At 69.7% G+C, this 13,559-nt stretch carries 12 protein-coding genes; 3 read left to right on the forward strand and 9 right to left on the reverse strand.

The window, feature by feature from the left end:
- Positions 1-35 precede the first annotated feature (35 nt).
- Entirely contained in the window at positions 36-2,282 is a 2,247-nt protein-coding gene (locus ACWCQ1_RS44350; RefSeq protein ID WP_451029151.1) for a bifunctional glycosyltransferase/CDP-glycerol:glycerophosphate glycerophosphotransferase, read from the reverse strand.
- Between the two features lie 181 nt (positions 2,283-2,463).
- Here ACWCQ1_RS44350 and ACWCQ1_RS44355 point away from each other — a divergent pair, with 181 nt between their 5' ends.
- The gene (locus tag ACWCQ1_RS44355) at positions 2,464-3,267 is read left to right on the forward strand and encodes an ABC transporter permease (protein WP_451029152.1); all 804 of its coding nucleotides are present in this window, start codon (positions 2,464-2,466) and stop codon (positions 3,265-3,267) included.
- 88 nt (positions 3,268-3,355) lie between these two features.
- Here ACWCQ1_RS44355 and ACWCQ1_RS44360 read toward each other — a convergent pair whose 3' ends face one another.
- Complete coding sequence (locus ACWCQ1_RS44360) at positions 3,356-4,447, reverse strand: AraC family transcriptional regulator (protein ID WP_451029153.1); 1,092 nt, start codon at positions 4,445-4,447, stop codon at positions 3,356-3,358.
- Between the two features lie 211 nt (positions 4,448-4,658).
- Between ACWCQ1_RS44360 and ACWCQ1_RS44365 the strand changes: the two genes are divergently transcribed.
- Positions 4,659-5,873: an MFS transporter gene (locus tag ACWCQ1_RS44365; RefSeq protein ID WP_451029154.1), complete on the forward strand. Its 1,215-nt coding sequence runs from the start codon at positions 4,659-4,661 to the stop codon at positions 5,871-5,873.
- A 121-nt stretch (positions 5,874-5,994) separates the two neighbouring features.
- On the opposite strand, the gene ACWCQ1_RS44370 is transcribed toward ACWCQ1_RS44365, so the two are convergent.
- The 5 genes from ACWCQ1_RS44370 to ACWCQ1_RS44390 form a co-directional block, all read right to left on the reverse strand.
- The gene (locus ACWCQ1_RS44370; protein ID WP_451029155.1) at positions 5,995-7,392 is read right to left on the reverse strand and encodes an aldehyde dehydrogenase family protein; all 1,398 of its coding nucleotides are present in this window, start codon (positions 7,390-7,392) and stop codon (positions 5,995-5,997) included.
- A gap of 77 nt (positions 7,393-7,469) precedes the next feature.
- Positions 7,470-8,411, reverse strand: coding sequence for a carbohydrate kinase family protein (locus ACWCQ1_RS44375; protein WP_451029156.1), 942 nt, complete (start codon positions 8,409-8,411; stop codon positions 7,470-7,472).
- Complete coding sequence (locus ACWCQ1_RS44380; RefSeq protein WP_451029157.1) at positions 8,411-9,112, reverse strand: class II aldolase/adducin family protein; 702 nt, start codon at positions 9,110-9,112, stop codon at positions 8,411-8,413. The genes ACWCQ1_RS44375 and ACWCQ1_RS44380 overlap by 1 nt, the downstream gene beginning before the upstream one ends.
- 1 nt (position 9,113) lies before the next feature.
- Positions 9,114-9,599 carry an SRPBCC family protein gene (locus tag ACWCQ1_RS44385; RefSeq protein WP_133042379.1) on the reverse strand — a complete coding sequence of 162 codons (486 nt, stop codon included), beginning with the start codon at positions 9,597-9,599 and terminating at the stop codon, positions 9,114-9,116.
- Between the two features lie 34 nt (positions 9,600-9,633).
- Complete coding sequence (locus tag ACWCQ1_RS44390; RefSeq protein ID WP_451029158.1) at positions 9,634-11,040, reverse strand: flavin monoamine oxidase family protein; 1,407 nt, start codon at positions 11,038-11,040, stop codon at positions 9,634-9,636.
- 525 nt (positions 11,041-11,565) lie between these two features.
- Here ACWCQ1_RS44390 and ACWCQ1_RS44395 point away from each other — a divergent pair.
- The gene (locus ACWCQ1_RS44395) at positions 11,566-12,288 is read left to right on the forward strand and encodes a hypothetical protein (RefSeq protein WP_451029159.1); all 723 of its coding nucleotides are present in this window, start codon (positions 11,566-11,568) and stop codon (positions 12,286-12,288) included.
- A 91-nt stretch (positions 12,289-12,379) separates the two neighbouring features.
- Here ACWCQ1_RS44395 and ACWCQ1_RS44400 read toward each other — a convergent pair whose 3' ends face one another.
- Entirely contained in the window at positions 12,380-13,036 is a 657-nt protein-coding gene (locus ACWCQ1_RS44400) for a response regulator (RefSeq protein WP_133042376.1), read from the reverse strand.
- Positions 13,033-13,320 (reverse strand): sensor histidine kinase, encoded by a 288-nt coding sequence (locus ACWCQ1_RS44405; RefSeq protein ID WP_451029160.1) that lies wholly within the window; start codon positions 13,318-13,320, stop codon positions 13,033-13,035. Before ACWCQ1_RS44405 ends, ACWCQ1_RS44400 begins: the two co-directional genes overlap by 4 nt.
- Positions 13,321-13,559: the final 239 nt, after the last annotated feature.

Genomic DNA, 13,559 nt, shown 5'->3' on the forward strand with positions numbered 1-13,559 from the left:
CTGATGGCCCCAGCCGAGCAGCTCGGATCCTCACCTCACGCACCGAGATCATCCACGTGCGGGACTCCCTTTCGGTCCGCCGGGTCCTGGCCGAGGAATACCCGCCGAACCACCCGCTCAGCGGCGTGCCCGTCGTCGAACGTGCAAAAGCGGCGGCGGAATGCGGCCCGTGCCCGCTGGGCCTTTTCATCGTTCGCCTCGCCGGAACGCAGTACTCGGGTCAGTTCCTCCTCGGTCGTCGTGACGGCCCCGGGCGGCTGCTCCATCAGGTCGAACGTGACGCCGCGGGTGGTGCGGTACGTCTGCCAGTCGGGGGCGTAGACGACGATCGGCCTGTCCAGATCGGCGTAGTCGAACATGATCGACGAATAGTCCGTCACCAGCACGTCGGCCGCCAGGCACAGGTCTTCGACGACGGGGTGCGTCGACACGTCCAGCACGCGACCGCCGCCGGACTGAGGCTGCTTGCCGTCGGCGTCGTAGTAGTGGGAGCGCAGCATCAGGACGTGGTCGGGCCCCAGTGCGGCTGCCAACCGGTCCGGGTCGAGGAGCGGGCCGACGTCCGCGTACTCGCGGTGGGTCGGGGCGTACAGCACGGCGGTCTGCTCCGGGGAGATACCGAGGCCTTTGCGGATCGCGGCGATCTCCTCGGGACCGGCGGCGAAGTAGCGGTCGTTACGGGGGTAGCCGTACTCCAGCAGCTCGTACGTGCCCGGGTAGACGCGCTGCCAGGTGTCCGAGGAGTGCGGGTTGGCGGAGAGGAGGTAGTCCCAGCGGGCGGAGTGCTCGCGCAGCCGGGTGAAGTTCATGCCCTTGGCGCCGATCGGGTACTGCTGCTGATCCAGGCCCATGACCTTGAGGGGGGTGCCGTGCAGGGTCTGCAGGTGCACGGAGCCGGGACGCTTGGCGATGGTGTGCGGAAAGTTGACGTTGTTGACCAGATACTTGGCGCGGGCGAGGTGGCGCAGGGCGCTGCGTGAGCCCTCGACAACATGGTCCACCCCCGGGGGGAGCGAGGCGACGGCGTCCTCGCGGACGATCCACACCCCGTGGATGTCCGGGGCGAGTTCGCGGGCGCGCTCGTAGATGGCGCGGGGATTGCATGAGTAGCCGCGGTACCAGTACGCGGCGTAGACCGCGAGGTGGTCGTCGAGGGGGAGGCGGCGCTGCAGTTCGTAATAGAGGAATGAGGGCACTGCGCGTGCCCGGCGCACGGTGGTTCGGGCGGCGCGCTTGGTCGTGCCGACGCTCCGACGGGCCTGCAGGCGCAGGCGGTTGACCGGCCGGAGGGCGGTGTAGAGGCGGTAGTCGTCACGGGCGACGAGGCGGAACTTGGCGCCACGGGCGCCGGCCGGGAAGGTGTATCCGGCGGGCCGGTAGCGGATGAAGTGCGCGGCCATCCGGTGGAAGAACTCTCGGCGGCGGCCCCGGGGGACACGGGACGGGTCGTCGATGATGGTGGTGTAGTGCCAGAGGGCGCGGTCGAAGATCGGTATGCGGAAGGCGTTGAAGGCGTCGCCGTGTGCGTCGAGGAAGGCGAAGATCTTCTCGTACTGGCCGAAGACGTCGAAGTGCCGGTCGCTGACCGTGGTGGTTATGGCTCCGGCCCGGCGCTCGCGGTAGAAGTAGCAGACCTGGTCGAGGAGGGCGATGCGCTCTGCTGCGAGCAGGATGGGATAGGTGACCGGGAGGTCCTCGTAGAGGCCGGGGCCGAACCGTACGTCGAGGGCGGCGAGGAAGTCGCGGCGGATGACCTTGTTCCAGGCGGTCATCATGAGTTCGAGGACACTGGGGCGGGCGGCGAGGTCGAAGGTGTCCGGGGGCGTCGGCTCGCGCAGAAGGTGCCCACGCGGGTTGGGTTCGATCGTGCCGTCGGGCAGCGCGCGGGCGTAGTCGAGGAACAGGACGTCAGGTCGACTCGCCTCAAGCCGGGGGGCAATGGCGGCAAGGCTGCCGTCGGCGATCCAGTCGTCGCTGTCGACGAACCACACGTAGGTGCCGCGGGCCTGCTCGAACCCGGTGTTGCGGGCCTGGCCGAGGCCACCGTTGTCCGCAAGGTGCAGGACCCGGACGCGGGGATCCCGGCGGGCGTACTCGTCGAGGATCTCCGGGCAGCCGTCGGGGGAGGCGTCGTCAACAGCGATGACCTCGAAGCGGGTGAAGGGCTGGGCGAGGATGGCGTCGAGGCATGGGCGGAGGAATTCCTCCACGCCGTAGACCGGGAGGACAACGCTGATGAGCACGTCGGACTCGGGGGTGGCTGGCCCTGCTGCCGTTGCCATGTGTACCTCCTATGGGTGACGCCCGTTCACCCTAGCCCCGCCCTTGGCGGGTAGCGGGGTCGGGTGGGCTGCTCGGGTGGGATGCGCTTCCGTGGTGAACGCCGGCGCCTGCTGATCTTGCGGCGAACCTCTGCGTTCAGCCCGAACACCGGCCCGGACAGCGGCTCCTTATGGTGGGGACGTGACTTCGAGCGCGGCGTCTTTGATACCGGTCAACATATCCTTGGGAGTTTTGCTCGCCGTGCTGCTCCTGGTGGCGGCGGCGGTCGCGGGCCGGTTCCATCTCGATCCCCACCCGTACAAGAGCCGGGCCCGGGAGATCCTCGTCGCCGGGTTGCGCGCCGCCGTTCAGCTCGCCGTGGTCTCGGTGGTCATCGCCTGGGCCGTCAAGTCCGTGCTGGGACTGGTGGCCTTTCTCTTCGTGATGGCCGCCGTGGCGGTGCGTACGGCCGGCCGCAGAATCACCGGCAACGACACGTGGTGGCTGACCGTCGCTCCCATCGGCGCCGGTGTGATCCCGGTCGTTGCTGTGCTGCTGCTGACGCGACTCGTCCCCCTGAAGGGCATAGCGCTGATCCCGATCACCGGCCAGCTCATCGGCGGTGCCCTCACCGTGACGGTACTGGCCGGACGGCGCGCACTGGACGAGTTGACGCAGCGCCACGGCGAGGTGGAAGCCGCGATGGCCCTGGGCTTCCAGGACCGGGCCGCCAGGATGGAGATCGCCCGCCCCGCAGCCTCCGAGGCGCTGCTGCCCGGCATCGACCAGACCCGTACGGTCGGCCTGGTCACGCTCCCCGGAGCATTCGTCGGCATGCTCCTGGGCGGGGCCAGTCCCGTCATGGCCGGGGCTGTGCAGCTGTTCGTCCTGATCGCGCTCATGGCCGTGCAGTCCATCGCGGTGGCGGTGACGCTCGAACTCGTCGCCCGTCACCATCTGCATCGCCTGGCTCGAGAGGCAGGATCAGACCGCCGACGAGACTAGTGTCGTCGGCCGTGCTCTCCGGTGGGCCAGCGTGATCGTGCGAGGCGCGGCTTCGCCGTCCTGCACGCACCTGCCATCGGTCGTGGTGTCACCCCTGCGGCGGCCGGTCCGTGGGCGTTTCCCGCGCCAATAGCTCGGCGCGCACCTCAAGCGGGGTCGCTTCGTACCACCGGCGTACCGCTCGACGGAGTGCGCTCACGTCGGCGAAGCCGGCCTGCCGGGCGATGTCCCGGAGGGTGAGCTCCGGGCGGCGCAGTAGCTGCTCCGCTCTCTCGCGGCGTACGCCGTCGACGATGGCCTCATAGGTGGTGCCGCAGTCGGCGAGGCGCCGGCGCAGGGTGCGTTCGCTGGAGGCGTGCCGACGCGCCTGCTCGAGGAAGGAGGGGACGGCCGGAAGGCTCTGCGCGATGGAGATCTCCAGGACCTCGAGGAGGTCCTGCTGGTCACGCCGCGAAGCCATCTGCACGTCCAGCACCTCGAGCACCGACGCGTAGGTGATGGGGTCCCGTCCCGGCATCGGTGCATGGGCCCACCGGGTGGAGAACAGCATGCGGTTGCCGGTGGCGCCGAAGCGCACCGGGCAGCGGAACAGTTCCTCGTACGGGCGTCTGTCGCGCGGGGCGGGGAAGACGAAGTCGATCGCCTGCGGGGCGAACGAGGCGCCGAGGTTGAGACGGATGAGCGTGACGACGCTGGAGTACGCCTCCTCGATCAAGAAGGCGGCAACGATCGGATCGAGCGCGGGGTCCGGTAGATCCGCGCGCAGCACGTAGCCGACGTCCTCCCAACGGGCCGACCACACGGTCATCGCCCCGGAGAGGTTCTGGTAGCGCACCCCTGTCTCGATGGCTTCCTGCTGGGTGTCGGCGGCCATCATGGCGAAGCCGAGCAGTCCCCAAGCCGTCAGGTGCTGCGCCGTGCCCACCCGCAGTCCCAGATGCTCGTCCCCGGTCAGTTCCACGGCGTGGCGGATGACGTCGCTGCCCTGGCGGTAGGAGACACGCAGGGCGGTGGATGCCATCACCGTCGGATCCAGTCCCGCTTTCGTCAGCAGCGGCTGCAGGTCGACGCCGTAGTCGTGGGCGACCCGGGCGAGGTAGCGCAGGATGTTCGGCGCGATGGTGGCAGAGGTGCTGCGACTCGTTCCCGGAGAGGCGGGCGGGGTGGAGGCACCAGGCATCGCGTTCCCTCTCACCGTGGTGTTTCTCTCCCACCGTAGCCAGGAGGGCCTCACCTGTCGCGGGAGTGGCCGCCAGGGCCTCCCATCCGGCCGCCGGCGCACTGCACGTCGTTTCCCCGCCTTTCTACCTTTGCGGAAACCCGCACGCCCTGCTGTCCGTGACCCCCCTTCCCGGATCCCCGGCGCGAGAGCGCGAGAACGAAGGATAGCCATGACTGCACCTCTTCAGACGGCTCCGCGACGCACCACGGGCCGGAGCCCACTTGCGCCGGCCCGGCGGGTCGCGGCGACGGTGTTCGCCGCCCAGGGAACTGCGGTGGCCGCTGTCTCCACCACGGTGCCCGCCGTCAAGGAGCGGTTCGGCTTGTCACCACAGCTGATGACCGTGCTTGTCGTCGCCATCGCCTTGAGCGCGGGAGTCGGCAGCTTCGTGGGCCTGGGCGTGATCCGGCGTCTGGGACTGATGGCCGCCATGCGGGCCGCCGTGGTGGCGAGCGCTGTGGCTCTGCTGCTGATTGGCTGGGCGCCCGGCCAGGCCGCGGTCGCGGTGTCCTACTGCCTGTTCGGTCTGGCGCTGGGCTGCATCGATGTGTCGGCGAACACTCGGGCCGCGGCGGTCGAACGCCACTACGGCCGGAGCGTTTTCGCCTCCTTCTACGCCGCCTGGAGCACCGCCGGTGTCGCGGCTGCCCTGCTCACCGCGGGTGCCGCACATCTCGGCTGGGGCGTCGAGTACACCCTGACCGCCCAGGCCGCTCTCGTTCTGGTCCTCGCCCTGACCATCCGCTCCCACGTGCTCCCCGCCGACCCGCCTTCTCCTGTCTCCGATCACGCCGCCGGCGCGGCCGGACTCGGTCGTGGGCTCTGGGCACGACTCGCTCCCTTCGGCTTGGTCCTTCTGGTCGCCTATGTCATCGACTCCACGGTCTCGTCGTGGTCGACGCTCTATCTCCACCAGACCCTGGACACCGCCTTGTCCGTCGCACCCCTGGCCTATGCCGCCTATCAGGTGGGTACCGTCACCGGGCGCGCGGGCGCCGACCGGCTCGTACGCAGGATCGGACCGGCGGCCGTCATCCGTGCCGCCACGCTTCTGACCGCCGCCGCCCTGGCCGGCCTGGCAGCCGCCCCCGCCTGGCCGTACGCGATCCTGGCGGCTGCAGGCACCGGACTGGGAGTCTCCGCGCTCGTTCCCCTCTGTCTGGCCTCCGCCGGGCGCCTGCGGCCAGGGGCGACGGAAGTGGTCCTGGCGCGTATGAACGTCTTCAACTACATAGGCGTGCTCGCCGGCGGAGCGGCCAGCGGCACTCTCGGATCCACCGGCCACTTCAGACTCGCCTACGCGATCCCTGCCGGATTGGTTCTGACGCTTCTGGCGACCGCACGATTCTTCAACCATCCGGCTCGAGCCGCAGGCCGCGCGTAACCACCTTGCTGATACGCACGAACGCCGTCGGCGGTGTGGCCCCCTCACGGCTGTAGAGGGGGCCACACCGCCGACGGCCGAGTGTCGGGCCGTACCTGTGGACAGGGGGATACCGGGTCGTTCACAGCAGACGGCGCAGCAGCCGCTCCTTGAGAGCGGTGAAGGGCGGGTACGCGGGCCGCAGCGTGTCCGGGAACAGCGGCTTGTCCAGCACCGCTTTGGTGTGGCTGAAGGTGTCGATGGAGTACTCGCCGTGGTAGCGGCCGAAACCGCTGGCCCCTACGCCGCCGAACGGCAGGCCAGGGACGGTCAGATGCGCGTTGGGGACACCGAAGGACAGGGCACCGGAGGACGTCTGCGTCACCAGTCGGCGCTTGCTCGCGGCGGAGGCGGTGAAGGCGTAGAGGGCCAGGGGCTTGTCGCGTTCGGTGATGAAGGAGATGGCGGTGTCCAGGTCGGGGACGGCGACGATGGGCAGGACGGGGCCGAAGATCTCCTCGTTCATCACCCGGGAGCCCGGGTCCACATCTGCGAGGACAGTGGGGGCGATGTAACGGCTGCTGCGATCGTGGGCGCCGCCGATGACGGTACGTCCGTCCTTCAGATAGCCCAACAGCCGTTCGAAGTGGCGGTTGTTGACGATGCGGCCGTAGTCGGGGCTGTCGGCCGGGTTGTCGCCGTACAGGGCGCGGACAGCCGCGGCGAGGTGGGTTTCGAGTGTGGCCGCGGTCTCACCGACGGCCAGGACGTAGTCCGGCGCGACACAGGTCTGACCGGCGTTCATGAACTTGCCCCAGACGATGCGGCGGGCAGCCGTGGCCAGGTCGGTGCCCGGTTCCACTACGACGGGGCTCTTGCCGCCCAACTCCAAAGTCACCGGCGTGAGGTGGCGTGCGGCGGCGTTCATGACGATCCGCCCGACAGAGCCGTTGCCGGTGTAGAAGATGTGGTCGAAGCGCTGCTCCAGCAGGACTGTCGTCTCGGGGATGCCGCCCTCGACGACAGCCACGGCCTCCTGGTCGAGATGGAGCGGCAGCAGCCGGGCGAGAACGGCAGAGGTCGCGGGAGCGAGTTCACTGGGCTTGACGACAGCGCAGTTGCCCGCTGCCAGGGCGCCGACCAGTGGTGCCAGGGCCAACTGCACCGGATAGTTCCACGGACTGATGATCAGGACCGTCCCCAGAGGCTCCCGAACGATCCGGGCACGGGCGGGCGCGAGCGCCACAGGGACGCGGGTGCGGCGCGGACGCAGCCACGAGGTCAGGTGGGCGAGCGCGTGGTCGATCTCATTGACCGTGAAACCGATCTCCGTCGTGAACGCTTCCAAGGCGCTCTTGCCGAGATCGGCCTGCAGCGCGTTCTGGAGTTCGTCCGCGTGATCGGTCAGCAGAGCCCGCAGAGCCCGTAGTTGGCCGCGACGCCAGGCCACGGGTTTCGTCCGCCCCGTTGCGAAGGTGGCGCGCAGGCGGTGGACGGTGGTCGCGACAGCCGTCGCGGAGATCTCGGTGAGTTGCTGCACCGGGCATACCTTTCGTTCAGCGCCTGTTCGTCCTGTTTCAACAGGCGCTGTGAGTCGTTGAGGGCCGGCCGCCGCCGTTACCGCAGTTCCAGTACGGGTGCCGTGGCGGCGAGGGCGTCCGCGGCGGCGAGGTCGAACTCCCCGTGGTCGCTGCCGAGCCCTTGGGCCACCAGCGCCGCCGCCGCGCAGCCGAGCACCGCGCACTCTCGCAGCGCGCGCCCCAGCCCCAGACCACGCAGGAAACCGGCGGAGAAGGCGTCGCCGCAGCCGGTGGTGTCGACCACGTCGACCGCGAAAGCCGGAACCTCGATCACCTCGTCCGCGGTGACCACCAGCGCTCCGCTGGCACCCCGGGTCGTGGCGACGCAACCGACCCCTTCCGCGAGGAACCTGCGCGCGCCGTCCTCCACGGTGGCCGCGCCGGTGAGGCCGAGCACCTGTTCCTCATTGGGCAGCAGGTGGTCCAGGTAGGGGAACGCGGGCGCGATCCAGTCGAACAGACCGCTGTCGCCGGAGGCCAGCAGGTCGGCGGAGGTGACCACGCCTGCGGCCCGTGCGGGAGCGAGGATCTTCGCGGCAGCCTCCCCGCCCATCAACTCCGGTGCTCCCATGTGGAGATGGCTGGCTCCGGCGATCTCGGTGTGCGGGGCGTCGTCCGGGCCGTAGGCGATGTTCGCGCCCAGGACGTGGAAGGCGGGACGGCTGCCGTCGGGGCGGATGGGCAGCACCGAGGCCGAGGTCTGAGTGTCGTCGCGGCGCAGGACGAGCGAGGTGTCCACACCGTGAGCAGCCAGCATGCTCAGCAGCAGGTCACCGATCGGGTCGCTACCCACCGCGCCGGCGGTCCGCACGATTGCGCCCAGCTTGGCCAGCGTCAGTGCGGTACCGGCGGCCGAGCCCGCCGGGCTGAACCGGATCTGGTCCACCAGGGCCGCCCCCTGCCCCTCCGGGATCGACTCGACGGGCCGGACCTGCACGTCGAACACGTGGGCCCCGAGGGTGATGACTGACTGGTTCATCAGCGGCTCTTCTTCTCTTCGATGGAGTGGGTGGTGTCATCGAGGGGATGGGTGCTGCCGTAGCCACGGCGCAACGCGGCGCGGATGACGGCGGCCTGCTGGTCCTCGTCCAGGACTCGCGGTACGCCGAGGGTTGCGGCGCGCAGGTAGAGGCCGCACGCCCACTCCAGCAACAGCGCGTTGTCGACGGCTCTTTCGAGCGTCGGCCCGTATACGACCGCGCCGTGGTTGGCCATCAGTGCCGCCGATCGGCCGTCGAGTGCCGACATGACGTGGTCGGCGAGTTCCGGGCTGCCGAATGTGGCGAACGGTGCGACTCGTACGGTGCCGCCCAGCACGAGCTGCTGGTAGTGGACGCACGGAAGCTCGTCGAGCACCAGGGACAGCGCGGTCGCCTGCGGCGAGTGGGTGTGCACCACGGCGCCGGCGTCGTACCGCTGGTAGATCCCGCCATGCAGCTCCACTTCGGACGTGGGCCGGAGGTGTCCGGCGATCACGTCACCGTCCGGGCCGACCACGGTGACCTGTTCGGGAGTGATGTGACCGAGAACGGCGCCGGTTGCGGTGACGGCGATGTGCTCGCCGGCGCGCACGCTCACGTTGCCCGCCGTGCCGATCAGCAGCCCTGCTTCGGCGAGACGATGGCAGGCGGCTGCCACGGAACGCCGGTGCTCTGTAAAGAACTGAGGGGTCGCCGGCATGTCACCGCGCCGTCGTCGAGTTCTCGGAACGCAGCAGCGTGTCGAGGTTGGCCATGGAGGTGCGCATACCGGCGCGCAGCGCGGGCTGCTGGATGCAGTCCAGGAGGAGCCCCAGAGGGCCCAGGCCCATGGTGTACTCCACTTGGTACGTCATCTCCGTGGCGTCCCGGCCCCGTGGACCCTGCACGGTCCGGAACTCGAAGACGTTGGTCAGATCCCGCAGAGGGGCGAAACCGGTGCCGGTGTCGACCCGGCGCCTCATCGGCTCGACCTCCCGCACGGTCCACACCGAGCGGGTCCGCAGCGGACCGAGGGTGCGGTTGTGCTCGGCATACGTCCTGCCGACCGTGGCGGTTCCGTGATGGTCGGTGACCTCGATGGCACCGGCGACCCACTCGGCGTACCGGTCGGTGCGGGAGACGACCTCCCAGACCTGCTCGACGGGAGCATCGACGACGGCCTTCTCGGTGACGACGTACTTGTTCACGGCAGGGTTCTCCTTCTGCTTGCGTGGGTGGGGCTCAGCTGTGGTCGAGCAGCTCGGCGGCGGCGTGCTGGCCGGAGCGGACGGCGCCGTCCATGAATCCGGTCCAGTACGGGGAGAACTCGGCGCCCGCCCAGTGCACGCGGCCGAAACGCCGGCCCATCCACTCGCCGTAGCCGGTGAGCACGCCCGGAGCGGCGACGGAGGTGGGACCGCCCTGGGTCCACTGTTCGGCGGTCCAGTCCTGCTCGACGTAGTCGATGGTGTCGAACGCCCGCTCCCCGACGACCCGGGCGAAACAGCGCAGCACCGCGCCGCGCCGTTCACGGGCCGGGCGGTGTGCCCACTTGCGCCATTCCTTGCCGCCGAGGAAGCCCATGAGCACCCCTGGCCCGCCGTCGGGCGGGGTGTTGTCGAACATCTCGCGGATGGGTGAGCCGTCGCGCAGCAGGCCCATGCCGGAGAGGCCCTCTGCCCGCCAGAACGGTTTGTCGTAGACGGCCACGCACTTCATGAGGGTGCCGAAGGGGAGCCGTTGGTAGAGCTGGTCCTGCTGCGGCGGCAGCAGCGGGTCCCAGACGATTCGGGAGGCCAGCAGCGGCGGTACGGCCACGATCACCCGGGCGGCCCGCCAGTCCCCGGCGTCCGAGAAGACGGTGACGCCTGTGGAGTCCTGGCTGATACGGCGCACCGGCGCCGCGAGGCGGACCCGTCCGTCGAGTTCGACGGCCAGCCGCTGGGCGACCAGCTGGGAGCCTCCGACGAACCGGCTGTCCTGGGCGCCGCCCTCGGTGCCCGTGCCGCGCTCCATCGTGCCGGGATGCGTTTCGTCACCGAATGTCGAGACGTACCAGAGGCTGAACAGCGCGGACGCGTCGCGCGCTTCACCGCCGTACGCGGAGTTGAGGAAGATGTTGACCAGATCGACGGCGGCGCCGGTGACCTCGGCCTTGCGCAGCCAGGTCTCGTAGGTCATGCCGTCCAGGTCACGAGCCTTCGGCGCCTGCCATGGGGCCTGCGGGGAAATCTTCCGCACCGCCTGGCCGATACGCGCCAGGGCGATACCCATGTCCGGAAGCGCCAGCAGGTCCGGGAGCGCCTGTCCGGAGAACCGCTTGGCCCTCCCGGCGTGCACGTAGACGCTCTCGCCGGGGACCGTCGCCTGGTACGTGGCCACGCCGACTTCTGTGGCCAGCGCAAGGATGTGGTCCTGTGTGGGTCCGGCGAACTGTCCGCCGATCTCGGTCACCTGACCGTCGCCCAGATCGTGGTTGAGGAGCCGGCCGCCGACCCGGTCGCGGGCCTCCAGGACCGCAACCGACAGTCCCGCCGCGACGAGTGCGCGTGCCGCGGTGAGCCCTGCCAGGCCCGCGCCGATCACAACGACGTCGGCTTCGTTCCTTCGGTGGCCGCTCGCGGGCGCACTGTCCGGTGAAACGGTCATGGTCACTCCAAGATGTGTCCAGCGCCCCTGCCGAGTACGGCCATGCGGCGCAACAGCGCCGCGACGGCGGGCAGCGCCCGGCAGCGCATGCCGGGCGATTCACCGCACAAGAGCTCAAGTCGATCAGCGGAGCCGGCAGATGCAGCCATGCACCTTCCAGCTCCGATGTGGCCCCGGATCCCGGGGACCAAAGCGAACCTATGCAGCCACCCGTCCAAGCGAACCGGCCCGAACGGTCAGGGGCGGGGCTTCAGCGGCCACGCGTGTGCCGCACCGAAAGCCAGTGCCGCAGCTGTGGGCGCGGGCGCGAACCGAGCTGCCGGCGGCACCGATGGCATCGGCAGTGCGCTGTGCCGCCGCTTGGCCGCCCACTTCAGCGTTCCGAGTTGGCGTTCCGCGGGTTTTCGGTATCGTCCCAGCGGCAGGGCGATCTTAGGGGGGCGTGTGAAAGATGCAGGCACGGAGACGGGGATACCCGAGTCGAGCTGTTTGGTCGGCAGCTGGCTGGTCGGGGGCAGGAATCCGATGCAGGCCGTGATGGGCGAAACCCTGGCACTTGCCGAGGACGGCTATCTGCGGGCGGCAGCGTACGAGGACGGCTACCTGATACTTCCCGGCACCCGGTCCGCGGCCGGGCTTCCCCCGGACCGGGCCGCCCTGCTGGACGCGATCCTTGGCCGGGAAGGCGAGCTGCGGCTCCGGCGCGAACCCCGTCCGCCGGCCTCCCCCCGCGGTACCAGGATCAGCCTCGCGCAGCTTCAGCAGAGCGTCTCCAAGGCTGCCCGTGAGCGCGGCTATGTGGCCCGACCGTATTACGTGCTGTTCAGCATGGCGATCGCCGTACTGGCCGGCGGGTTCCTGATGTGGAGGGGGAACACTTCCACGGCTCTCCTGCTGTGCGTGGCAGCGGCCTTGCTGGGCGCGTGGTCGCTGCGGACGGTTCATATCAGCAAGGCCGGTGCCGCCGAGCAACGACGTCTCCTCGCGCTGCAGGACGGTCTCCGGCGTCCGAGCCGGCCCGCACATCCCGAGGCGGAAGCCTCGCTCGTCTATCGCCTGCTGCCCTGGGCCGTTCTGCTGCTCGACGGTGACGACTTTGGTCGTTGGTACGCCGACAACCTGCTCGACGTCGAGTTGCCCCGGTGGTGGGCGCAGGAACCGGACGGCCAGGACCCGACCTTGCGGTTCGTCTCCCAGGAAGGGATGAAGGGGCTCCTGCATTCACTGCTGCACCACGTCGGCCCGTAGTCAGATGCTCCGTGGAACGCCGCACCCGGCAAGTCGGCCTGCCTGGGCCTGAGTTCGGGAGGGATTCGAGGCCGGTCCGAGGCTGAGCGGATTAGCTGGTGAGGCCGTTGCGGTAGGCGTGGATGACGAGTTGGACGCGGTCGCGGGCGTCGAGTTTGGTCAGGAGCCGGGCAACGTGGGTCTTCACCGTGCCGGCGCCGATGTAGAGCCGTTCGGCGATCTCGGCGTTGGTGAGTCCTTCGGCGACGAGCAGGAGCACTTCGTGTTCACGGGTGGTGATGGACTCGGGCAGCCGTGGCGGTTGGCGACCGTGTGGCGGCTGTGCCGGCCTGTCGAGGTATGCCGCGATGAGCCGTTTGGTGACGCGTGGCGCGAGCAGTGCCTCGCCCTGGGCGACGGTGCGGACGGCGGACAGCAGGTCGAGGGGCGGTGCGTCCTTCAGGAGGAAGCCGCTGGCCCCTGCCTGAAGGGCGCCGAAGACGTACTCGTCCAGGTCGAAGGTGGTGAGCATCAGGACACGGGCGTGGCCGGAGGCTGTGATACGGCGGGTGGCCTCGATGCCGTCCATATCGGGCATCCGAATGTCCATCAGGACGACGTCGGGCCGGTGTTCGGCGGCTGCTGCGACGGCGTCCCGGCCCGTTGCGACGGTGCCGATCGATGTGAGGTCCCGGGCGGTGTCCACGATTCCGGCCAGGCCGATGCGGATCAGTTGCTGGTCGTCGGCGACCAGGACCCGGATGGTCACGGCCGCTCCCGTGTCACGGCGGTTGGCTGTGGCCCGGCGAGGGGGATGCCGGCCCGTACCTGGAAGCCGCCGGTCGCGGTGGGCCCGGCCTGCAAGGTGCCGCCGTAGAGGGCGAGTCGCTCCCGCATCCCGGTCAGCCCGCGCCCAGCACGGTTCGGGGCGGGGCGGGCGGTGCCGTCGTCGGTCACCGTGAGGGTCAGCTCGCCGGGTTCGTACGCGACGGTGATCTGCGCGGTGCTCGCCTGGGCATGCTTGAGCACGTTGGTCAGCCCCGGGTTCGACATAATTCCGTGGTCTGGAGAGGCAAATCCGGGGTCTGACCTGGGCGGACGTGCGTGTGTCCGCCTGGAGGGCGTGTCTCTAGGCGGTGGTGTTCTGGCTGGTCAGCGGGGTGCGGGCTGAAGTGAGATGACCTGCTTGGGAGCGGAGATGTCCAGCTTCGCGAGTAGGTCTCGCTGAGGCTTGGTCAGGGCGGTGACCTGCTGGAACGTTCCGGTGGGGCCGGTGAAGGTGCCCAGATGGA

It is taken from the genome of Streptomyces sp. NPDC002144, assembly GCF_053593695.1.